Origin of the sequence: Virgibacillus sp. AGTR (genome assembly GCF_016919725.2) — a bacterium.
Lineage (GTDB): Bacteria > Bacillota > Bacilli > Bacillales > Amphibacillaceae > Virgibacillus > Virgibacillus salarius.
The window spans coordinates 36,233-59,113 of the sequence record NZ_JAJERH010000018.1 but is presented as its reverse complement, the minus strand read 5'-3'; the positions used below and the strand labels follow the sequence as shown (position 1 = coordinate 59,113).

22 protein-coding genes, 2 tRNA genes and 2 riboswitches are annotated in these 22,881 nt (G+C 36.2%); of the genes, 12 read left to right on the top strand and 12 right to left on the bottom strand.

Annotation, left to right across the window (positions count from 1 at the left end; all coding sequences use genetic code 11):
* Nucleotides 1–477: 477 nt before the first annotated feature.
* Complete coding sequence (locus tag JUJ52_RS09300; RefSeq protein ID WP_026679904.1) at nucleotides 478–1,716, bottom strand: dicarboxylate/amino acid:cation symporter; 1,239 nt, start codon at nucleotides 1,714–1,716, stop codon at nucleotides 478–480.
* Nucleotides 1,717–2,134: 418 nt separating this feature from the next.
* Between JUJ52_RS09300 and bioA the strand changes: the two genes are divergently transcribed.
* From bioA to JUJ52_RS09275, 5 genes are all read left to right on the top strand, one after another.
* Entirely contained in the window at nucleotides 2,135–3,508 is a 1,374-nt protein-coding gene (bioA, locus tag JUJ52_RS09295) for an adenosylmethionine--8-amino-7-oxononanoate transaminase (RefSeq protein WP_205389387.1), read from the top strand.
* 65 nt (nucleotides 3,509–3,573) lie between these two features.
* Nucleotides 3,574–4,263, top strand: a complete 690-nt coding sequence (gene bioD, locus JUJ52_RS09290; protein ID WP_026679905.1) for a dethiobiotin synthase — start codon at nucleotides 3,574–3,576, stop codon at nucleotides 4,261–4,263.
* A 100-nt stretch (nucleotides 4,264–4,363) separates the two neighbouring features.
* Complete coding sequence (locus JUJ52_RS09285; RefSeq protein ID WP_034678419.1) at nucleotides 4,364–4,975, top strand: ECF transporter S component; 612 nt, start codon at nucleotides 4,364–4,366, stop codon at nucleotides 4,973–4,975.
* 60 nt (nucleotides 4,976–5,035) lie between these two features.
* On the top strand, nucleotides 5,036–6,028 hold the full coding sequence (gene bioB, locus JUJ52_RS09280) for a biotin synthase BioB (protein WP_121604260.1): 993 nt from the start codon (nucleotides 5,036–5,038) through the stop codon (nucleotides 6,026–6,028).
* A 391-nt stretch (nucleotides 6,029–6,419) separates the two neighbouring features.
* The gene (locus JUJ52_RS09275; RefSeq protein ID WP_026679907.1) at nucleotides 6,420–7,700 is read left to right on the top strand and encodes a DUF5068 domain-containing protein; all 1,281 of its coding nucleotides are present in this window, start codon (nucleotides 6,420–6,422) and stop codon (nucleotides 7,698–7,700) included.
* 207 nt (nucleotides 7,701–7,907) lie between these two features.
* Here JUJ52_RS09275 and JUJ52_RS09270 read toward each other — a convergent pair whose 3' ends face one another.
* Together JUJ52_RS09270 and JUJ52_RS09265 are read right to left on the bottom strand one after the other, a co-directional pair.
* Entirely contained in the window at nucleotides 7,908–8,300 is a 393-nt protein-coding gene (locus JUJ52_RS09270; protein WP_026679908.1) for a hypothetical protein, read from the bottom strand.
* Between the two features lie 107 nt (nucleotides 8,301–8,407).
* Complete coding sequence (locus tag JUJ52_RS09265) at nucleotides 8,408–9,850, bottom strand: MDR family MFS transporter (RefSeq protein WP_026679909.1); 1,443 nt, start codon at nucleotides 9,848–9,850, stop codon at nucleotides 8,408–8,410.
* A 115-nt stretch (nucleotides 9,851–9,965) separates the two neighbouring features.
* On the opposite strand from JUJ52_RS09265, the gene JUJ52_RS09260 reads away from it, so the two are divergent.
* Nucleotides 9,966–10,832, top strand: a complete 867-nt coding sequence (locus tag JUJ52_RS09260) for a TetR/AcrR family transcriptional regulator (protein WP_205389386.1) — start codon at nucleotides 9,966–9,968, stop codon at nucleotides 10,830–10,832.
* Between the two features lie 434 nt (nucleotides 10,833–11,266).
* Here JUJ52_RS09260 and JUJ52_RS09255 read toward each other — a convergent pair whose 3' ends face one another.
* A complete protein-coding gene (locus JUJ52_RS09255) occupies nucleotides 11,267–11,584 on the bottom strand; it encodes a magnetosome magnetite crystal formation protein family (protein ID WP_026679911.1) in 318 nt (105 codons plus the stop codon).
* Between the two features lie 239 nt (nucleotides 11,585–11,823).
* Between JUJ52_RS09255 and JUJ52_RS09250 the strand changes: the two genes are divergently transcribed.
* Nucleotides 11,824–12,036 carry a hypothetical protein gene (locus JUJ52_RS09250; protein ID WP_152525393.1) on the top strand — a complete coding sequence of 71 codons (213 nt, stop codon included), beginning with the start codon at nucleotides 11,824–11,826 and terminating at the stop codon, nucleotides 12,034–12,036.
* 202 nt (nucleotides 12,037–12,238) lie between these two features.
* Nucleotides 12,239–12,463 carry a DUF3221 domain-containing protein gene (locus tag JUJ52_RS09245; RefSeq protein ID WP_026679912.1) on the top strand — a complete coding sequence of 75 codons (225 nt, stop codon included), beginning with the start codon at nucleotides 12,239–12,241 and terminating at the stop codon, nucleotides 12,461–12,463.
* A gap of 224 nt (nucleotides 12,464–12,687) precedes the next feature.
* Here the strand turns inward: JUJ52_RS09245 and JUJ52_RS09240 are convergent.
* A tRNA-Arg gene (locus JUJ52_RS09240) sits at nucleotides 12,688–12,760 on the bottom strand.
* 224 nt (nucleotides 12,761–12,984) lie between these two features.
* Here JUJ52_RS09240 and JUJ52_RS09235 point away from each other — a divergent pair.
* Nucleotides 12,985–13,635, top strand: coding sequence for a deoxynucleoside kinase (locus tag JUJ52_RS09235; protein WP_034678421.1), 651 nt, complete (start codon nucleotides 12,985–12,987; stop codon nucleotides 13,633–13,635).
* A gap of 14 nt (nucleotides 13,636–13,649) precedes the next feature.
* On the top strand, nucleotides 13,650–14,333 hold the full coding sequence (locus JUJ52_RS09230; protein WP_026679913.1) for a deoxynucleoside kinase: 684 nt from the start codon (nucleotides 13,650–13,652) through the stop codon (nucleotides 14,331–14,333).
* Between the two features lie 453 nt (nucleotides 14,334–14,786).
* Here JUJ52_RS09230 and JUJ52_RS23700 read toward each other — a convergent pair whose 3' ends face one another.
* Both JUJ52_RS23700 and proC read right to left on the bottom strand, forming a co-directional pair.
* Nucleotides 14,787–14,972 carry a TIGR04104 family putative zinc finger protein gene (locus tag JUJ52_RS23700; protein WP_205389385.1) on the bottom strand — a complete coding sequence of 62 codons (186 nt, stop codon included), beginning with the start codon at nucleotides 14,970–14,972 and terminating at the stop codon, nucleotides 14,787–14,789.
* Between the two features lie 15 nt (nucleotides 14,973–14,987).
* Nucleotides 14,988–15,800 carry a pyrroline-5-carboxylate reductase gene (proC, locus tag JUJ52_RS09225; protein WP_034678423.1) on the bottom strand — a complete coding sequence of 271 codons (813 nt, stop codon included), beginning with the start codon at nucleotides 15,798–15,800 and terminating at the stop codon, nucleotides 14,988–14,990.
* A gap of 432 nt (nucleotides 15,801–16,232) precedes the next feature.
* Between proC and JUJ52_RS09220 the strand changes: the two genes are divergently transcribed.
* Nucleotides 16,233–16,976, top strand: a complete 744-nt coding sequence (locus JUJ52_RS09220; RefSeq protein ID WP_026679916.1) for a GTP pyrophosphokinase — start codon at nucleotides 16,233–16,235, stop codon at nucleotides 16,974–16,976.
* Between the two features lie 96 nt (nucleotides 16,977–17,072).
* Here the strand turns inward: JUJ52_RS09220 and JUJ52_RS09215 are convergent.
* The 5 genes from JUJ52_RS09215 to JUJ52_RS09195 all read right to left on the bottom strand — a co-directional run bounded on the left by JUJ52_RS09215 (nucleotide 17,073) and on the right by JUJ52_RS09195 (nucleotide 21,256).
* Nucleotides 17,073–17,165, bottom strand: a tRNA-Ser gene (locus JUJ52_RS09215).
* 279 nt (nucleotides 17,166–17,444) lie between these two features.
* Nucleotides 17,445–18,650: a M20 family metallopeptidase gene (locus JUJ52_RS09210; protein WP_205389384.1), complete on the bottom strand. Its 1,206-nt coding sequence runs from the start codon at nucleotides 18,648–18,650 to the stop codon at nucleotides 17,445–17,447.
* Nucleotides 18,651–18,679: 29 nt separating this feature from the next.
* Nucleotides 18,680–19,498 (bottom strand): MetQ/NlpA family ABC transporter substrate-binding protein, encoded by an 819-nt coding sequence (locus JUJ52_RS09205; protein ID WP_026679918.1) that lies wholly within the window; start codon nucleotides 19,496–19,498, stop codon nucleotides 18,680–18,682.
* A gap of 86 nt (nucleotides 19,499–19,584) precedes the next feature.
* Nucleotides 19,585–20,235 carry a methionine ABC transporter permease gene (locus JUJ52_RS09200; protein WP_026679919.1) on the bottom strand — a complete coding sequence of 217 codons (651 nt, stop codon included), beginning with the start codon at nucleotides 20,233–20,235 and terminating at the stop codon, nucleotides 19,585–19,587.
* A complete protein-coding gene (locus tag JUJ52_RS09195) occupies nucleotides 20,225–21,256 on the bottom strand; it encodes a methionine ABC transporter ATP-binding protein (RefSeq protein WP_205389383.1) in 1,032 nt (343 codons plus the stop codon). Before JUJ52_RS09195 ends, JUJ52_RS09200 begins: the two co-directional genes overlap by 11 nt.
* Nucleotides 21,257–21,328: 72 nt before the next feature.
* Nucleotides 21,329–21,432, bottom strand: a riboswitch (SAM riboswitch).
* A gap of 81 nt (nucleotides 21,433–21,513) precedes the next feature.
* Nucleotides 21,514–21,620: riboswitch (SAM riboswitch) on the bottom strand.
* A gap of 189 nt (nucleotides 21,621–21,809) precedes the next feature.
* Here JUJ52_RS09195 and JUJ52_RS09190 point away from each other — a divergent pair.
* Nucleotides 21,810–22,865: an NAD(P)/FAD-dependent oxidoreductase gene (locus JUJ52_RS09190; protein WP_026679922.1), complete on the top strand. Its 1,056-nt coding sequence runs from the start codon at nucleotides 21,810–21,812 to the stop codon at nucleotides 22,863–22,865.
* Nucleotides 22,866–22,881: the final 16 nt, after the last annotated feature.

Here is a 22,881-nt window from a genome sequence, read left to right as displayed (position 1 = left end):
TCGCGCCCGCGGAAAGCGAAGTAATTAGTCGAAGCATTGCCAATAGACATCTAACATTTCAAAATAACTACTTGGCTTAACGCAGTCATTGCACTGATTTTATACTTTCTTAACTTAGAACAAAAGCGGCAAGCGCACGATTAAAAACGTAGCGACTGGAGCGAATCAACGGAGAAAAAGGAATTACGGTAAGCTAGCGCGCCGATGATGACGTATCATAGGGCGATTCATGAAGTCGCCTCGTTTCTGGGCGCTGGAGCTGGACGGCTCAACACGCGCCTTTTTATCTACATGGGCAAATTTTATCATTTCCTAGGCTGCTAAAAAGGAGCTGACTTCATCAGTCAACTCCCCATCCATGCTACTGGTATATACTACCTTTCCACAGGTAGCCGTTTCTCCTGATTACTGTACACTATTTGACTATACAGAAGTTTAGCATATTTTTCGTGCTAGATGGATCTTAAAACAGTTCTACTATAATGCAGATTGCTGTGCTTTTTGTTTACTATTTTTCTTATCACTTTCCGAGATAATATAGGCACAAGCTGCATCTCCAGTAATATTAAGTGATGTACGTAGCATATCTAATAACCGATCAACACCAATGATTAGCGCGATGCCATCCACAGGTAAACCAACTTGTTTAAGAACCATTGATAGCATAATTAAGCCTACGCCAGGTACCCCAGCTGTTCCAATACTTGCTAACGTTGCCGTTAAGACAACCATCAATAATTGACTTAATCCAAGTGGTTCTGCATATACTTGAGCAATAAACACGGTAGCTACAGCCTGCATAATTGCAGTACCATCCATGTTTATCGTAGCTCCCAAAGGCTGAACAAAACTACTAATCGACTTCTTTACTCCTAACTGCTCCTGAGCCAACTTCATAGAGACAGGCAACGTTGCACTTGAACTAGATGTACTAAACGCTACAGACATTGCAGGGAAGAATGATTTATAGAATTTTAACGGACTCGCTTTTCCTAAGCCTTTGATTGCCAAACTATACGTAATTGCGCCATGCAAAATAAGTGCTACAATTACTGCTAGCATATACATGAACATAGACCCTAATGCATCTAATCCAGCATCTCCAATAGCTGAGGCAATCAATGCGAACGCACCATACGGAGCCGTTTTCATTACTGCGTTAACAAGGAAGATAAGGATTTCATTTGCTTGTTCAAATAAACTACGAATCCCACTTGTTTTTTCCCCCAATACTGCTAGTGAAACCCCTATAAATATGGCAAAAGCAATGATTTGCAGCATATTTCCAGTAGACATTGCTTCGATTGGATTTTCGGGAATTATCTGAACTAATGTATCCATAATAGGTGGTGCTGCTTGTTCCTCATAGGTAACATTTTCTACATTAAATGTTCCAGCTTTACCAGGCTCTAGTAAAAATCCGACACCAAGTCCAATTACAAGAGCTACAGCAGTGGTAACTAAATAAAAGCTAACCGTTTGAATGCCGATTTTACCTAGTTTCGAAGGATCACCTAACCCAGCTGTTCCCAGGACAATGGAAACAAATACGATCGGCACAACAATCATCATGATTAAATTTAAAAATATTTGTCCAACAGGATTTAATACATACGTATCAACAGCAGAAAATACATCGCTAGATGAAAAAGTTAAACCTATACCTACGATGATTCCTAGTACGAGGGCAATCAGAATTTTTTTCGTTAGATTCATAGCATTCGTCCTTTCTAGTTGTATATTCGATTGTCTGAGACGATTTGGTGAATAGAGGCTATTTGGAATGGTAGTGTAAATGCAGTGTTTACAAGGATTGAAGCTTGTAATTTTTTGAGTTGCTTTACCATTCTACCATTTTTTATGCAAAATGAATAGACCCTGTCTATATTTGTCTAAAATATACAAATTTTCTATATATATGGTTATATTACATTGGAAATTAAGAATAGGATTCGTACGACAACTTAATTTTAAAAAAGGTATGCAAACAGCCCTTTTATCGCCAATAATAGACAAGCTATTCATCGAACAAATTCTATCAATAAGGATTGACCTCGACGTTTTTTTATGATTTCATTATTGTTAACCTTTAAAAAATATGGTTAACAATAAAATGTAATATGGAGGTCTATCAATGAGCAACAGTGAATTAATAGAAAAAAGTAAACGACATCTATGGCTCCCATTTACGCAAATGAAGGATTATGATCGTAATCCGTTAATTATTGAAAGTGGGCAAGGCGTTATCCTAAAAGATACGGAAGGAAAATCCTATTATGATGGTTTTTCATCTGTATGGTTAAACGTACATGGTCATCAAAAAAAAGAATTAAATGAAGCTATTTGTAGTCAATTAGATAAAATTGCACATTCTACACTACTTGGAATGACAAACCAGCCAGCTACTGAATTAGCAGAACAATTAGTACATATTACCCCTGATGGTCTAAATCGTATTTTTTACTCCGATAGTGGTGCAGAAGCTGTTGAAATCGCACTTAAAATGGCCTTTCAGTATTGGAGAAACCAAGGGGTTACAGGTAAAAATAAATTTGTAACGATGAAGGACGGTTATCATGGCGATACAATTGGCGCAGTAAGTGTTGGTGCGGTAGATATTTTCCATCACGTCTACCAGCCACTTACATTTGATAGCATCCCTGTTCCTTTTCCATATGTATATAGACATCCAAGTGGAGACCCTGAAACATGTAAAAATGAGTGCTTACTAGAACTAGAACGTACATTAGATCAGCATCAGGATGAGCTAGCTGCCGTAACAGTCGAATCGATGATGCAAGGAGCAGGAGGAATGCGATTAATGCCTCATGGCTACTTGGCTGGTGTTGAAGCATTGTGTAAGAAATACAACGTTCTACTTATTCTCGATGAAGTAGCTACCGGATTTGGTCGAACAGGGAAAATGTTTGCCTGTGAGCATGAAGATGTAACTCCAGACATTATGATTATCGGAAAAGGTATCACAGGAGGCTATTTACCAATTGCTGCTACTCTCTCAACAGAGCAAATATATGAGTCTTTCTATGATGATTATACAAATATGAAAACATTGTTTCATGGACATTCGTACACTGGAAATCAGTTAGGTTGCGCAGTTGCTCTTGCCAATCTGGACTTATTTAAGAAAGAACAAGTAATTACTCGTGTGCAAGAAAACTCGAAATACCTGTACAGGGAATTAGAATGCTTCAATAAATTAGAACATGTTGGAGATATTAGACAGCTTGGTTTTATGGTAGGAATAGAACTAGTGAAAAATAAGCAAACAAAAGAACCCTTTCCTTTCGAAAAAAGAGTAGGTTATGACGTTTCCTTAAAGATGCGTCAGCTCGGTATGCTAACCCGTCCAGTGGGAGATACGATTGTTTTTATGCCGCCACTATCTAGCAAACGACAGGAATTGCGGGAAATGATAAAAATTATGGAAGCCTCTATTCAACAGATTACAGAAGAAAAATATGCACAATTGGAGACCATAAAAAAATAAAATCTCACATAAACGACTTCTACTACTCTACCTATATAGATCAACCAAGAAACGGAGACAAAAGTATGAAATCAAAGGGATTATTTATTACAGGAACAGATACGGGTATTGGTAAAACATGTATCGGTGCTGGCATTGCCGGTGCATTACACAAACAAGGAATAGATGTTGGCGTTTTTAAGCCCATGTTAAGTGGAGAGAAACGGGAACACCCCCTCAGCGATCCCGCTATTCTGAAGAGATTCTCAGGAGATAGGAATACATTGGAGCAAATTACACCTTATCAATTTAAAGAGCCATTAGCACCATATGTTGCTGCCAAAAGAGAAGATCGGTTGATTTCCCTAGCATCCATTGTCAACGCTTGGAACAGTATTAGAGATACCCATGAATTCTTCATTGTAGAAGGTGCCGGTGGAATTGCCGTTCCATTCGGTGAAAATTATCTTGCTGCCGATGTAGCTAAAGCAATTGGCTTTCCATTGTTAATTGTAGCAAGTATACATCTTGGCACCGTCAATCATACATCGTTAACTGTTCAATTCGCCAAGCATATGGGGCTTGAAATAGCTGGAATTGTTTTAAATGGATTAGATGAAGCCAAACATGGGGCAGCTGAACAAACCAATCCTGGCATTATTGAGGAGCTAACTGGGATTCCTGTCCTTGGCATTCTACCTTGGCTCGATTCGAATAGCCCGAAACACGTGATTGAGCAAACCAAAGTGTCCATACCACTTCAAACATTCTTATAGAGAATTATAATTTGTGGCTAATTTATTAGCCTTAGATGGAATAAACCCTTAATGACAGGTGTGTTGTTACGTTACAGGTTTTTAGACAGGAGGCTTTTAATTGAAGACGCACATACGTGTTCATACCTTAGATTTGACCTTAATAGCTTTGTTTGTAGCATTAATGGGGATTGGAGCAAATATAACCACATGGGTGCCATTTTTGCAAATTGGCGGTGTACCGATAACCTTACAAACATTTTTTTGTTTCTTATCTGGTGCTCTACTTGGTAGCCGTCGGGGGGCGATTTCCATGATCGTATACGTCCTTGTAGGGGTTATCGGTATTCCCGTATTCGCTGGCTTGAAAGGTGGACTAGGTACTATTTTTAGTCCAACCTTTGGCTTTATTATATCGTTTATTGTTACAGCCTATATGGTAGGGAAAGTGATTGAATTTACAAGAAAACCCACTTCCCTTACCTTTGTTATTGCTTCTCTGGTGGGACTTGTATTCAATTACCTAATTGGAACGAATTATATGTATTTTTCTCTAGCATTCTTTATGGATGCTACTGAGAGTATAACTTATAGTAAGGCATGGCTAATCATGCTCGCATACTTACCAGTAGATTTACTGACAATTGGCGCTGCAGCCATGGTAGCACCAAGAATATATGATACGTTTCAGCGAACAAATCCCATAGGAATCAAAACACGAGTAACTAACTAATCTAGCAATTAGGAATAAAACTAGTTAGAAACAGATAAGAAATATTAAAGGAGGCGTACTATGTTAAATTTCAATTCACTAGCAAATGCCGTATTGGAAGGATATGAAATTACAGAGGGAGAGGCCATGCAGATTTTAGAATGTCCGAATGATAAAATTCTAGACTTGCTACATAGTGCCTATCTCATTAGAAAAACGTATTATGGCAATAAAGTAAAATTAAATACGATTATTAATACCAAGTCTGGTGCTTGCCCAGAAAATTGTGGTTATTGTGCTCAATCAAGAGACTCGACAAATCCAATCCAAAAATATCGTATGATGCATAAGGATACCATCGTTCAAGGTGCGGAAAAAGCACACCAACTTCATTCTGGCACTTATTGTATTGTCGCTAGTGGTCGAGGACCAACCACCCGTGAACTAAACCAAGTAACCAGTGCAGTCAAAGAAATAAAAGAAAAATATAATTTAAAAATATGCGCATGTTTAGGTATTCTAAAACCAGGACAAGCCGAACAATTAAAGGAAGCTGGTGTTGATCGATACAACCATAATATCAATACATCAAAAAATCATCATGACAATATAACAACTAGTCACAGCTATCAGGATCGCGTTGCAACTGTCAATAAAGTAAAAGATATTGGGATTTCGCCTTGCTCTGGGGTCATTGTAGGAATGAAGGAGACAAAAGAGGATGTTATCCAAATGGCCATTGCTTTAAAAGAATTAAATGCTGACTCTATTCCTGTTAATTTTCTGCACGCCATGGAGGGGACATTATTAGAGGGGACAGATGAGTTAACTCCTCTTTATTGTCTAAAAGTATTATGTCTATTTCGTTTTATTAATCCTACAAAAGAAATTCGAGTTTCCGGAGGTCGTGAAGTTAATTTAAGAAGCCTTCAACCACTTGGATTATATCCAGCTAACTCCATCTTTATTGGTGATTATCTTACCACAGCCGGGCAGGAAGGAACAAAGGACCACCAAATGCTAAAGGATCTTGGGTTTGAAATTGACTACGAAGGTAGTGAGATACCTATTTAATCTTCAACGTTAACAGTTTGCTTTAAGATATAACGGCTACCCCTACTAGCCTGTTACTTCATCTAATGTCACTTTATACCACAAAGAGACATTAAAATATCCGGAAATTTGACAGCGAAGTAAATTCAATTGTATGAAAATATAGTGTATAAGTCTGATATGATTTATTATTTCTCAAACAATTTTTGTTGTTCTAAATTGATCAAATCATTGGTTTAACTTATGATAAATCAATAATAACAACCGATTATTTCATATATGAATTTATAAAGGGCTAAGATTATTTAATTATTTCATTTTAAACAACAATAGAACTTTTTACCGATATAAAACTTACAATAGTTGTAGTATTATTTCACTAACTTTACAATTTTATGGAGGTACCAGATTCATGTCGAAAAAGATAATTATGCTACTCATCACAATCGTTATTACTGCCCTCATTGTAAGTGGATGTGGCAGTGATAAAAATGAAGCAAAAGATAGTGAAGCAAATGATGCTAAAGAATCAGCCACTACAAAAGAAGACTCAAAAAATGAAGCAAAAGCAGAGGAGGAAACAAAAGAAACAGTACAACAAGAAAGTGATGGTTCAAATGATTTCTCCAAGTTAATTAGCTACATGGAAGAACAAACAGAAGGAACTACGGAAGTGGTTTATGAAAATAATGAACCACAAACACATGAAATGGAAGGTGTAACTGTTTCATTAGATGGTTACTCACTTGTGGAGCTTAAAGATTTCCATACAGATTACGCCATTCCATTCAATGATCAAACAAATGGCGGAGTCATTGTTGCAAAATACACAGTGAAAAATGATACCGACAACGATGCATATTATATGCCATCCTTCTATTTATCTTATACAGGAGCACAGAAATCTTTCAATAATTACCGAGATTTATTACCTGAAGAAGAACAGCTTCCTACAAAGTTGGCTCCATCTAATGACTATGTCATTAAATCAGGGGAAACGATAACTGGTTATTATACTTATCCTTTTGGTGAAGACCAATGGAAGCAAGTGCTTGCAGAATCTACTGCTACAGCAGAAGTCCCTGCACCACAAGCTAAAAAAGATGATTTCTCTTCTACCTTTGGCAAAAAAGGTACGTTTACCTTTAGTCTAAATAAAGAAGGAGCAGAAAAAGTAGAAGATAATAAAGCATTTTACCAAGACAAAGCAACTGCAGGGAATATGGGCGATAAAAAAATGCTAAGTCAAAAAGACGGAATTGGGGAAAGTGAAAAATTAGGTGATATTACGGTTACACTAGATGGTTATCAGTTTACAGAATTTAAACCAAATAAAGAAGAAGCACCACGCTTTGAGGCATTTTCTAATGGAATCGTCTTATTAACCGTGAAATTTAACATTGACAATAAAAGCGATTCTGAGGTTGCACATAGCTCCATTATGTCGAAGTTAACGGTAAATGACGGCTCTCAATATATGCTAAATGAAGGCATGTTACTTAACTATAAATACGATGATATGATTGAATCAGGTAGCGCTGGTGAATTACTCCAAATCTATACGTTAGACCAAGAACAATACGAGAAAATCTGGAAAGATAAATCATTCGAGGTTGAAATCGGACCAATGAAAGACCAAGAGGCAAATGATATATCAAAAGGAAAGAAAGCTACATTTACATTACCAAAATAACACTGGAATATGCGAGTGATGTAGGAAAGTGAGCAGTCTGTTAGGAAAGCTCACTTTCCTTTGAATTAACAAAAACTTACGAATACCCTTCAGTGCTGTTTTTATTATAGAAACACGATGTAGCCTTCGTGTAATTCTTTTTCACTGTTTAAAACGTTTACGCCTTTATCAGTGCTGTAGCTAAAAAAATTACATAAATGAAGTATATTAATCTAGTGAGTTTTTTATTAATTTAAATCGTTCATTGATCATGCCATGAGGGTTTATATTTTTATGTGTAACGGCTTTCGATGAAAAGCTCGCAAAATTTAATCCTGCCCCAAAAATTTGTAAAGCTCCATCAGCCAAGTTCCCTTTTTTTAATGCTTCGATACCATCTTCGATAAAATTATTGCTCTCATCTAAATGGCAATCTGCTATATATTTATCTCCCTCGTGAAATAATTTAAGGTTTTCCAAAATTTGATTAGCTGTTTTTTCTGATATATCGGCATCAATATTCATAAGCATTTCGTTTATAGGCTTAACTAGATTGCCATACAAACTATCATATGCTTCGCAGTAATCATTTATTTTTTCTCTTAGCTCTTTTGCGTTCATAATCTAACCCCCCACTATTAAATTCAATTATAGTATGCTCCGATTTATTTACTTTATCAAAACAACTGCTTAAAATACTTTCCAAAAAAAATCCTCTAAATATTTTCCTATCTACCTTTTCGGTTATCCTTAATTAGAAAGCAGATTATGAATGCAAAAATAACAAGTACAAAAGCAGCCATAAATCCATTATTTATCCCTTTTACCATAGCTTTAGAATATGAACCGGCTTCCGTCAAGACATGTTGACTCGTAGAGAAATTACGAACCGATATCGTCATCACGCCTACCATAATAGCTGCACCAAGTGAAGCAAATACTTGGCGTACAGTATTATTTGCTGCTGTACCATGGCTAACTAATTTCTGAGGTAGCGCATTAATTCCAGCAGTTGCAAGTGGCATCATCGTTAGTCCCATTCCCACCATTCTTAACATATAAAAAAAGATTAGCCACCATATGGTTGTCTCATTCGTTAGAAACATGAATGGGAATGTACCAATGAGGAGAATAGTCATTCCAACAATAGTTAACGTACGAATACCATACCTATCAAATATCTTTCCCGATATGGGAGAAATGATCCCTAAAACAATAGCACCAGGAAGCAGGATTAAACCTGATTGAAGTGCAGAATAGCCAAGTATTTTTTGTGTAAAAATTGGAAGTAGAATTTCAGATCCGATCATTGTCATAAAAATAATAGAGACAATAACCGTTGTTACAGCAAAGGTTCTGCTTTTAAATACACGTAGTTCCAACAAGGGCTCTTTTAATCTAAGTTGTCTTAAAGAGAACATTAATAAGATTACTATCCCTATCACGCAAGTAATCCATACAATTGAATTACTCCACCCTGTATCTCCAGCAAGGCTAATACCATATAACAATGATCCTAAACCAATACAGCTTAATACGAATGATAGAATATCCAACTTCGGTTTTGTTAGGGGAATTACATTTTTAAGTAAATAAAATGCTAAAAATAGATTGATAACAGCCAATGGTAAAACAAAATAAAATAGATACCGCCAATGATAAACGTCAACAATCCACCCAGCTAAAGTTGGACCAATTGCCGGTGAGAAGGCGATAACAATACCAACGAGCCCCATTGCCTCTCCTCGACGATTGGCTGGGAAAACTAAAAACATCAATGTTTGCACTAATGGAATCATTACACCTGATCCAATCGCTTGGATGATCCGTCCAAGCAATAAATGGGAAAACGTGGTGCTTAGCGCACAAATTATTGTCCCCAATATGAAGCTTCCCATTGCAATCAAATATAGTTTTCTACTTTCTATTTGATGTAATAAATAAGCAGAAGCAGGGATTAAAATTCCATTTATGAGCATAAATGAAGTGATTAACCATTGTGCATCATAAGCAGAAACATGTAAATCCTCTATTATTTTAGGAATTGCTGTAACTAATAACGTTTGATTTAAAATAGTTAGAAATGCTCCCATTAATAAAACAACAACAAAGCCAGCTCTATTAAACGGTTTCCCATTAATGTCTACTGGCGGAGAATTAGATTCTTTCATTATTATTCACACCTTTTTACTTTAGTTTATTTTTTTATACTTAAGTATAATTCCATTTATATAGTATAGGTGCTATAATAAAAATGTCAATATATTTTTTAGGAGAAGAAAATACATGGCAAAAGAAAAACAGATTGTTGATGCTGCAAAGTTGTTATTTCAGACCAAAGGTTTCCACTATACCTCTGTTCAAGATATTCTCAAGCATTCAGGAGTTTCCAAAGGGACCTTCTATAATCATTTTTCCTCTAAATCCCAATTAATTCTTTCAATTATTCAAGAAGTCGATGCAAAGGTGGAAGAGCAACAAAAGCAATTATTAATAGAAGGCAATATACATAGTAAACAAACGCTTTATTCACAGCTTCGTGTAAAACACGCCCTTTACAGCTCTGAAAATATTCTAGATCTCTATAATATTGCGTTAGCTGAAAATGATGAAAAGTTGAGCCAATATATGCATGAGAATCATTATAATGAATTAAACTGGTTAGCCAAACGTTTAATTGATGTCTATGGGATGGAAATTGAGGCAAATGCTATGGACATAGCTACTCATTTTACTGGTGGATTAGGTTATCAGATGCGATATTCTAACCAAATGAACCTAAACACCAATAGTTCGTCTATTCTTGACTATAATATTCTTCGATTAGAGAAGAATATAGAGATTACAAAACAAGCTAAACAAATTCTTTTTCCTTTTAACTTTGGGAATTGGAATGAGACGGAAGAATCGATTGTCTGGAAGATCAGGAATCTCCTCGATCAGATTAATCATGACATAAACACGAGGGAAGAAAAGGAATTAATTGATTTTATTTTAGAAGAATGCGAACAACACACACCAATCAGGTGGAGTGTTTGTGAGGGAGCAGTTCGTCAATTACACACGATTGCATCTTCTCTACCTAAAAAAGAGCAACAATATCAGGAAGTAGTTGACCTCATCGTCAGTCAAGCAAGAAAAAATAATCGTTGATATGCAGTGGAAATTATTTTACTCATCAACATAATTATAAGCGCAATTGGTTGAGGCATAACTAAACTAGGTGTAGCTAAAGCCGAATAACATTTTATTCTTTCTTCTCATTCTGAGATAGACGCTTTACACTAGCACGGTCTCAGTTAATGCGGCTAACCAAAATTTGCTTAACTGCGTGGATCTTCGGACTCGATCTGTTTCCATAGGGGATTAACTCCCCCTCTTTTAATAGTTATCATCACTATTTCAAAAAATTGAAAGATAAAAATAAAACTCTAAACCACTGTCCGGGTATCACTTTGTATACTCGGATTATGGCTCGGAGTTTTTTTATCTCAATTTATTTTGTCTCTTCCTCATTTCTTTAAAATTCCAGTTTGTAATCTAGAAAACCAAAATAGCTATTAAATGATAAGAGCTTTTCATTTATATTAATTTTCATTTAGCACTTTGATCCCTCTCACAAGATTCCAAATGAAAAAATACACATTTACAATAACAGCGAGAATAGCTACACCTATTAAAATACCGCCATTAACGGTTTGACTTAATTGACTGATTCCTAGTGTTACAGCAATTACAATAATGCAAACAATCGTTATAAATGGAACAAGATGTGCCCACAATGCTTTTATTGCATGGTGCTTTACACTTTTATCGGCAACAAAATAAACAATAATAGGAAAAAGAAATGGGGCAAAAAAGATACTAAAATAGCTGAGCGAGGACAAAATATTATTTGGCTTCATATAAATCACCCTTTTTTTAAAGTTCCTAAACCACTTTACCACAAAGAAGCCATATATAGTCTTACGGTTTTGTAAGGTAGTAGCATCTTTAAGTGGCTCAGTCGTGGCGAATCTGGATTAATTGAATATACACCGCAAGAGGTTGGTCAGAAAATTACGATATAGAATATGACTATGCAGTAATAAAAGTACAACCTATAGGTGATTTTCATGTAGGCGAGGTCACTGGGACACTTAGCATGACAGACCAACGTAATCTAGATTCTGAAACTCTAAGTATCTATGGATATTCAGGAGATTTAATGAGTGAGGATAATCAGATTTCTCAATGGGTAATGTGTGGTTCAGTTTACAATTGGGATCAAAATATGGTTTATTATAAAATTGATACAAATGGTGGACCTAAAGCTGACGATGAGTTGATAACTTTTGTACTCACAATAGCACCTTAGTATCAACTCTATAGATAAAGAAAAGAACCTCATATCAAATAGGTTCTTAATTACACATCATAAATCTTTATGTATAAAACAATATTTTGGAGGTTATGAAGTTTGTTAAGAAAAAGCATGTCTCTTAGTTATTTGATCATATTATTCATTTTTATTGTAGGTTGTACTAACAATGGAAATCAACAAAAAGACCTAAATCAAGATGTCTCGCCAAAAAGATCCACCTAGGAATGGAGGAAAAGAAGGTTATGTAATACAAAAATACGAAACTACTTTTTTATTTGCACCTACTTGGGAAGAGGAATTGTTGGAAAAATATGAAGAGAGTAAATTGGGAATAAGCTATCCAAATGCAATATCTGTTAATTTATCAGATGTAGATATTAATTTAGATGAGATAGAAGTAGGCCAACCAATACGAGTATGATTTGATAGAATATTGGAAAGTTCCCCCCCCTAGTGGACATGCTGTTAAGGTTGAAATTATGGAAAAATAAGTACCCCATCCAACTAAGGACGGGGCTTATTTTTTGCTACAATTATTATTGTTCTGTTTCAAGGTAAAAAATACCCCTCATAAAGTGGCGAGAACAGTAGTTCTAATTTAATAAGTGGTATGAGCAATTTCAAAAATGAAAGCCCATAAAGCTACGCCCCCGGCAGGATTCGAACCTGCGACACACGGTTTAGGAAACCGATGCTCTATCCCCTGAGCTACGGGGGCATGATTGCATGAGTAAGAAAACTAGATAACAATGAAATTATCAATAAAATTCTTCCAATTCATGCTTGATATAGAATTGGATTTTCTAATCCAGCACTATCCATTATACAAAATTACAACGACCTTGAAAAGTACTATACGAAATTATACATGGTACTGCTTTAACTTGTATGATAAAATATAATACATCTGTTTTAGGTAGTTATGGATTGGAGGATGAAGCTATGGCAGGAGTTCCTTTTATTGCAATTGAAGGACCAATTGGTATTGGAAAGACATCGCTTGCCAAAAAAATTTCCTCACATTTTGATTTTCACTTATTAAAGGAAATTGTGGAGGAAAATCCATTTCTCGGAAAATTTTATGATGATATTGAGGAATGGAGTTTTCAAACAGAAATGTTCTTTTTATGCAATCGATTTAAACAATTAGAGGACATTGATACAAAATTTTTAAGCAAAAATAAATCAGTAGTAGCTGATTATCATATATCGAAAAACATGATATTTGCAAGACGGACACTCCCAATTGATAAATTTGAGAAGTACGAACAGATTTATCATATTTTAACAAAAGATATGCCCGTTCCAAATATGATGATTTATTTGCATGCAAGCTTGGATACCATTTTGCAAAGAATTCATCAACGCGGAAGAGAGATAGAACAAAACATTAAGCCATCTTATCTTGCACAGCTGTCTCAGGATTATGAGGATTACATGAATGAATTCGAGCTCATGCATCCAACTATTCCCGTTATCCGTATTAATGGAGACGAGATGGATTTTGTCCGCTATCAAAATGATCTAGACAGTATCATTAATCAGGTCAATGTACAGCTTAAAAAAGTCGCTGAAGAGGCGAGAAAAGGTTAAAGGGGAACACAATCATGCATTTAAGAGAAAAATATCTTATTCCAAATGACAGTATTATTACCATTGCTGGTACTGTCGGGGTAGGGAAGTCAACAATGACAAACGCATTAGCAAAAGCACTTAAATTTAAAACATCGCTGGAGAAAGTAGATACAAACCCTTATCTTGAGAAGTTCTATGCTGATTTTGAACGCTGGAGCTTTCATTTACAAATTTACTTCTTAGCAGAACGCTTTAAAGAACAAAAAAAGATCTTTGAATACGGTGGTGGATTCATCCAGGATCGTTCCATATATGAGGATACAGGAATTTTCGCAAAAATGCATTATGATAATGGAACGATGTCAAAAACGGATTATGAAACATATACAAACCTATTTGAAGCAATGGTCATGACACCATACTTCCCGCATCCTGACTTACTCATTTATTTGGAGGGATCCTTTGATGAAGTGCTAGCACGTATTCAAGAACGTGGGCGTGAAATGGAGAAAAGTACACCAATTTCCTATTGGGAGGAAATGTACAAGCGTTATGAAGAATGGATTAATAACTTCAATGCATGTCCAATCCTAAGGATTAATATATCTGATTATGATTTGATGAAGCAGGAAAATTCTATTGAACCTATTCTAGAGAAGATTGGACATTTTATTCAGCAATCTAGAAGATGGAAATCGAGAGAGTTAATGAAATAGGAATTAAAAAGAGTTGGTACAAAACATAACTTCTTTTTCTCAAACTACGAATAATCATGTTATTAATAGGAGTATCATCGCCGCACCGTGAAAATATACGCTCTTTCTGCGGGCACGGCCTCAGCTAACTTGGTAAAGAAAAACACGTTACCACGTGGATCTTCGGACTCGTGCTGTTCCCGCCGGAGTCTCGCTGATTTCAGGTGCTAAACGAATGATTCTGATCAAAGAACGAACGATAATTAATTTCTTTTAACTAATTATCGTTCGTTGTTATTTATTTTTATCTTCTAAACATAATTTGAAGTTTCTATCTATATAAACTTCCTGATCAAGCTTACCCTTACCACAATGGTTCCTCTTCTTTGCTTAAGCCAATCATAAACGGTGTTGTCGTCACGATACTAATCAATAAAAGCAGTCCAATTAAAATCACATAAGGTATAGAAGATTTTAATAGATATTACCTATTAAAATCAAGGGTAATAAGATTAGAGATGTCATACTACTTTTCTTTCTGCTGTTCGCTGATAGGTAATTCGCTTCTTCACAATACGGGCACTTCATTTTCATTCGAAAGGAACGCTTTAATGTATCCATATAGTTCCAGTTCTTATCGCAATGAGCACAACTCGGCATTGCTGTACCTCCTTATTATTCCTTCCCTAACGCTATGGATCGATCCCGTGCTGCTTGCACACACTCGATGATTATTTGTTGAAATCCATTCTTCTTTAAAGATTCTAGACCCGCTTGCGTTGTTCCTGCTGGGCTCGTAATTTTTTTTCGTAATACATCAGCTGTATCTTCAGATTGGCTAAGCATTTCACCAGCCCCAAGAATTGTTTGGGCAATTAAAGCCTTTGCCGTATCCTTATGCAACCCAGAATCAACGGCTGCTTTTTCCATTGCTTCTACCAAATAATAAATATACGCCGGGCCGCTTCCAGAAATTGCTGTTACCATATGCATATCTTCCTCATCAACTACTACCGTTGTTCCAATCGTATTAAATAGCGTAACTGCTTCCTGAACATGATCCTTACTTACACCTTTTCCAGCAGAGATAGCAGTTGCAGATTCACCAATAGATGCTGAAGTGTTTGGCATTGCTCGAATAACTGGTACGTTTATACCGATAAATTGTTTTATAGCTGTAGTAGAAATACCTGCTGTTACAGATATAATTAATTGATTCGCTGTAATATAGTCCTTGATAGAATCGATGGCTTGCTCTATATCGTATGGTTTGGTAGCCAAAATAATTATGTCTGTATCTGTTGTTATCTTTTCTTTATCCATTACGCTATTAATTTGATACCTTTTCTCTAGTCGAGAAATTCGCTCCTGATTACTTCGATTGGTTACTGAAATATGATTATTATCTACGATCTCTGCCCGAACCATTCCTGATATAATTGCTTCAGCCATTGATCCTGCTCCGATGAATGCGATTTTTTTATCCATTTCCAATTACCTCCTAGATTAAATTCAATACGTTCCGTTAGATACTTACTACTTATTTGTTTTTCCAAAAAGAAAAGCTCCTTTCATCCTTCAAATAAGGACGAAAAGAGCATTTCCGCGGTACCACCTAAATTGACATAGCTAACCTATGCCCAGCTTTTATTGTTAACACAGTCTTCATCTGCGGTCAGTTTTTATTCTAACGGCTCCTGGATAGGTTCATACAAGTCGTTTACGTCTGGGATCTTTCAGCCGATGGATCCCTTTCTCTTTCGTACGCCCGCTGCATTACTGGTCCAATCACTGCCTTTTTAAAATATTATTTGGTTAGATATGTACTATATGCTGAAATGCTTCAAATGTCAAGAAAACGTGTAATTTAGGTTAAATTAAGCTAAACTAAAAATAATCATCAAGGAAAGAAGGGCTAACATGGCTAATTCAATAAATCAAATTCAGCAGCTTAAACAAATTCGCGATCAAATGACACGTTTTATGATGACCTATAAATTTGGTCTTGATGAAATTAACACAAAGCTTCAGATCCTTCAGGAGGAATTTCAGCATTTCCATGACTATAATCCGATTGAGCATATTAAATCAAGGATAAAATCTCCAGAAAGTATTCTAAAAAAAATGTACCGAAAAAATCTAGATATTTCACTTGAATCCATTAGAGAAAATATCCATGACATTGTAGGTATTCGTATTGTTTGTTCGTTTATTTCTGATATTTATCGCGTTAGCGAAATGATTCAGCAGCAAAAGGACATAACCGTGATTTCCTGTAAAGATTATATAAAACACCCTAAATCCACCGGTTATCAAAGTCTCCACCTTATTCTTTCGATACCTGTGTTTATGTCAGATCGTGAAGAACATGTATATGTAGAAATTCAAATTCGTACCGTTGCTATGGATTTTTGGGCAAGTCTTGAGCATAAGATTTACTATAAGTATAATAAAGTAATTCCTGATCATTTATCAAAAGAATTAACAGATGCTGCGAAAGTAGCATCAGACCTCGATTTACGAATGGAACAATTACATAATGAAGTGAACCATATAAAAGCACAGGAAGGTGAAGACAACGATTTACAATTATTAAAAATAGCTAATGAAAGCTTTGCACTTCCTCGTAAACTTCTCGAATCATTTATAAAAGAAACGAAATAAGCAAACTTCAACAATTCCGTTTCCATATACAGCGAAAAAAACCGCTACATGGTAACGGTTTTTTTATCTCCAAAATTTTATGCGCTATTTTATAAATGGAGGAGGTAGAGGGATTCGAACCCCCGCGGGCTGTTACACCCCTGTCGGTTTTCAAGACCGATCCCTTCAGCCAGACTTGGGTATACCTCCGTGACAACAAAATATAATATACCATGCATAAATAAGCTTGTCAATGACAATAATCCATTTCGGAAATTTCCGTCATTTATAGATGTGTATATTTGAATTCACTTCATACATGCTTATCACTAAAAACCTCTATAAACAAAGTGAAAGTTCAATTCAATAGAGAAATTACTGTATGCGGATAACCGAACACTCTGGATCCAAAAAGGCTAGTTGAATCGTTAAAAATTATGGAGGAAATGAGAATGTTATCTTCATTCCCCCATATTCCCATTATCCCTATTATGCTTGAGTTCTTTCAACATATTCTTCATAAATACGTGCATAGACTGCTTTATCGGTAATAAGCTTTAAAGCAGTAAATGCGGATGCCTTGGCTGCAACAATGAGAGCCTCATCAGCCTGCTTTGATTTAGCAGCTTCACGAAAGGCTACGGTATGACCAACTAAGTCACTAGAACCAATTTTAATATGCGGATGGATTGTTGGAACAACCTGACTAATATTTCCTGTATCTGTTGATCCCAACGTTTTTCTTTCTTCTGTGTTAACTGTCTCCCCTAATTCTTCGACGACTTCTTTAAAAACGTCATCAAAACTACGATTTATAATAAAATTATCGACCTCATTTTGAAATGGGGTAACCTTCAGCTGTGAACCAGTTGCTAAAGCCACTCCTTCAGCAATCGACTTAACCCGATCAGTTACTTCATTTAATGTATTTCTCGATGCTGCTCGGATGAAAAATCGTGCCTTTGCATATTCAGGAACCACATTAGGAGCATGACCACCATCTGTAATAATTCCATGAATACGTACATCACTTGGTACATGCTGACGTAAAGCATTTATCCCGTTAAACAATTGGATCACACCATCCAATGCATTTATTCCTTCTTCTGGATGCGCTGATGCATGAGCTGGCTTCCCAAGAAATTCGAAATCTAATGGATCTACAGCTAAGCTTGGTGACGTTAGACTAGTTTCGGCACCTGGATGTACGATAATTGCAGCATCAAGCTGGTCAACAAGCCCTGCCTTTACAAAACTTCCTTTCGCACTGCCATTAGGTCCACCTTCCTCAGCTGGTGTTCCTAATACAACTAAATTCCCACCAATTTCATCAATTACTTTACTTAGACCAATTGCAGCAGCAATACTGGTGGCGCCTATCACATTATGGCCACATGCATGCCCAATTCCAGGCAACGCATCATATTCCGCTAAAAATCCAATGGTCCGTCCTTTAACTCTACCATGTTTCTTTGCGATAAACGCTGTTTGGTGCCCGGCTATATCTTTTTCAACGTCAAAGCCTTCCTCAACTAAAATATCTGTTAATGTTTTAGCTGCAAAGAATTCCTGATTTCCGATTTCTGGGTTCTCATGTATGGTATGACTAATCCCTATATATCTTTCTTTATTCGCATCAATATAAGTTGCAATTCGCTTTTTAAGTTCCACAATATTACCTGTAACGATAGTCATCTTCTTCACCTCTCTATATTATTATTTGTCTAATGTCCTATTTCATTTAACGGTACGAACGTTGGAATTGAATTTCCGTCTCTTTCTTTTTCTATAAAATTCGCAACATCCTCGGTTTGATAAATATCTGCTAATTTCTTCAACACTTCATCATCTTGATCCTCTTTTTGGACAGCGATGATATTTATATATGGCGTTGCTGTTTCATCTTCATGGTAAATGGAATCATCTAACGGGCTAAAACCTGCATCAACTGCAATCCCATTATTAATAATAGAAGCATCGACATCAGGTAAAACACGCGGTGTTTGACCAGCCACTAGCAATTCAAATTGAAGATTCTTTGGATTCTCAACAATCTTATCTAATGAACCATTGCCATCAAATCCTTCTTCTAACGTTATCAACCCTGCGTCCTGTAACAACAATAGACCTCTCCCCATATTTGTTGCCTCTTTTGCTAAGGCAATGGTTCCACCTTCTGGAATATCTTCTGGACGATCATGCTTTTCAGAATATAAGCCCATTGGAGCAATAACTGTTGTTGCAATTGGGGTTAAATCTAAATGATGTTCTTCAATAAAAGCATCAAAATAAGATACCGTCTGAAAAGCATTTGCATCGATTTCCCCCTCAGCTAATGCTAAGTTGGGCTGAACATAGTCAGAAAAACGAACGATTTCGACATCTATCCCTTCTTTTTTTGCTTTTTCTGCCACGTAATCCCAAATGGCTGTATCTGATCCACTAATCCCGACTTTCACTGTTGTAGCTGCATCACTACTCGAACATGCTGTGATAATGCTTGTCAATATAATCAATAAAAAACGGATGGTTATTCTTTTCATGCTGTTCTCTCCTTATTTTTAAATACGTTACTTAACGATAAATGCTTTAAAAAATAGCTAGAAAAAAGCGTTCAAATTAATAGTCATTACCGACGTCTAATTTTTTTAGAAATGAAATTGCCTGTAGATTGTAAGCCTTGAACCATAATAACGAGAATCCCTACGGTGATAATCATAACCAATGTATCAAAGCGTTGATATCCGTAAGTAATAGCTAAGTCGCCAAGGCCTCCACCCCCTACTGCACCTGCCATGGCAGATGCACCTACGAGTCCAATGGTGGCAATCGTAATACCCAATAACAAGGAGCTAAGCGCTTCTGGAATAAGGAAGCGCATAATTATCTGTTTGGGTGTTGCACCCATAGCCTGTGCTGCCTCCATCACACCTGGATCAACCTCTAGTAGTGAATTTTCTATTAATCGAGCAATATATGGGCCAGCATATAAAATCATTGGAACAATAGCTGCCGCAGTTCCAATTGAAGTTCCAACTACCAAACGAGTAAATGGTATGACAGCAACCATTAAGATAATAAACGGAATAGATCGGAACACATTTATAATGGCATTTAATACGGTAAAAACTGCTTTATTTTCCCATAAATGACCTTTTCTTGTGACAACAAGTAAAATCCCTAAGATTAGACCAATTACAAACGAAAAAAGCAAGGAAACGCCAACCATTACAATAGTCTCCCATAATGCTTCCACAATTTGTTGACCATTAACTAACATCTGCTAGCACCTCCTTTACCGTTACCTTCTGTTGGTGAATATGCATGATAGCACGATTTATTTCATTTTCATCACCATCTAGTTTGACGATTAAATTGCCAAATGGTGTTCCCTGTAGCTCCGTAATACTGCCAAATAACACATTTACATCAACCGCATATTGCTTAGCAATTTCTGATAATAGCGGTCGTCCCGTCGATTCCCCAAGGAATACAATTCGATAAATTTTCTGACGTTGATCCCGCACTTTTAACAGCTCATATACGGATCTAGGAATATCATCATGCATCACAGACCGTACAAATTTATGTGCAATCTCTGTCTTTGGCTGTGCAAACACTTCGAATACGGAACCTGCTTCTACTACTTTCCCCTCATCCAATACCGCTACCTTATCGCAAATCTCGCGAATAACCCCCATTTCATGCGTAATAATCAAAATGGTTAGGTTATATTCTTCATTTATCTTCTTTAGCAGCTGTAAAATTGATTTCGTAGTTTCTGGATCTAGTGCTGAAGTTGCTTCGTCACATAATAATACCTTTGGCTTCGTAGCAAGGGCACGAGCAATTCCTACACGCTGCTTTTGTCCACCAGATAGTTGATCTGGATAATTATCTGCTTTATCTTTTAATCCAACAAACTCTAGTAGTTCTATAACCCGACGCTTCACTTCATCTTTTGGTACATTAGCAAGTAATAACGGCATCGCTACATTTGCGAATACTGTTTTAGCATTTAATAAATTAAAATGCTGAAAAATCATCCCGATGCTTCGTTTAGCTTCACGTAGATCCTTTGGAGAAAGGCTTAGCAAATCTTGATTATTAACCGTTACTTTTCCCGAAGAGGGACGTTCTAATAGGTTCACACAACGAATAAGGGAACTTTTCCCAGCACCACTAAAACCGATAACACCAAAGATTTCACCTTTTTCAATGTGCAAATTCACATCGTCTAATGCCTTTATTTGTTGTTGCTTTCCATTATAAATTTTACTTACACGTTCAAATGTAATCATGATGTATCACTCCTTTATGTCTGTACTAAAAATGCCTCTTCAGTTAAGAAGAGGCATCCATATACTATCCTCTTCTTATCTTTCAAGCTCTTAGCTTGCTGGATTTGGCACAGTACTTCATAGAGTCTGTTGCCGAGGTTTCAAAGGGCCAGTCCCTCCACCTCTCTGGATAAGAAGTTACGCTATAAAATTTTGTCCCGAATAAAAAAATCCCTCCTTGTTTGTAAGAAGAGATTTCCATATCTATTGGCGCTCTCTTCTTATTTTCCAAGCACAAATGACTTGTTGGATTTGGCACAGTACTTTGTAAAGTCCGCTGCCGAGGCTTCAAAGGGCCAATTCCCTCCACCTCTCTGAATAAGAAGTTTATATTTTGTAATTGATATATACAATACTACGCTTGCGACATCCTGTCAATTACTATTTGAAAATTTTTTATAAACCTGTCATTTATTTTTCTAACCGTTTATTGCTTTCCTAAAAAAATTCTGTATAATTAGTCATAGTGATAATGATTCTCATTATCATCAATGGCGAAGGAGGTAATTATAATATGCAACATTTAGATATTACAGATGTAACTATTGTTGGTGGTGGACCAGCAGGTTTATATGCATCTTTTTATAGTGGCATGAGGGATTTATCAACTCGTATTATAGAATATCAACCAAAGCTTGGTGGTAAGGTACACGTATATCCAGAGAAAATGATTTGGGATGTAGGTGGATTAACTCCTGTAACTGGAGCTACCTTAATTGATCAAATGGCAGAGCAAGCATTGACATTCGATCCTGAAGTCATTCTCAACGAAAAAGTTACAAAAATAGAGAAAAATGAAGATAACCTATTTGTATTAACTTCCCATTCTGGTAATCAATATTTAAGTAAAACAGTAATTCTTGCAGTTGGTGGCGGTATATTAAATCCAATTAAAATTGATATTGAAGGTGCAGATCGATTTGAGGTAACAAATCTGCATTATACCGTACAAAGTCTTGAGCATTTCAAAAATAAAAACATTATCATATCTGGTGGGGGAAACTCAGCCATTGATTGGGCTAACGAATTAGAACCAATAGCTAAGCAGCTACATATGGTGCATCGTAAAAATGAATTTACAGGACATGAAGCACATATTTCGCAAATCATGAATTCTACAGCTAACATCCATTTTAATTCAACCATTGAGAAGTTGCATGCTAATGCACAAGGCGATCAAATCGAAGCCGTGGAAATACGAAACCACGAGACAAATCAAGAAGAAGAAGTGAAAACAGATGCGCTTATCATTAGCTATGGCTATGAACGAGAATTAACGTTTATTAAAGAAAGCCCTTTAAATATTGAAATAGAAAGGGATTTCTTTGTAAAAGGAACCTCGAAATCAGCTACTTCCATTGAAGGTCTTTATGCAGCTGGTGATATCCTATCGTTTGATGGGAAGGTACACTTAATTGCTGGAGCATTTGTAGATGCAGCGAATGCCGTTAATCAAGCAAAACTATTATTAGAACCTGATGCAACAGCAAAAGCAAGGGTATCTTCACATAACGATAAATTTAATTCAAGAAATAAAGCGCTATTAAGGCATCTATATCAAAAATCATAAGCTAAGGAGATTGAAA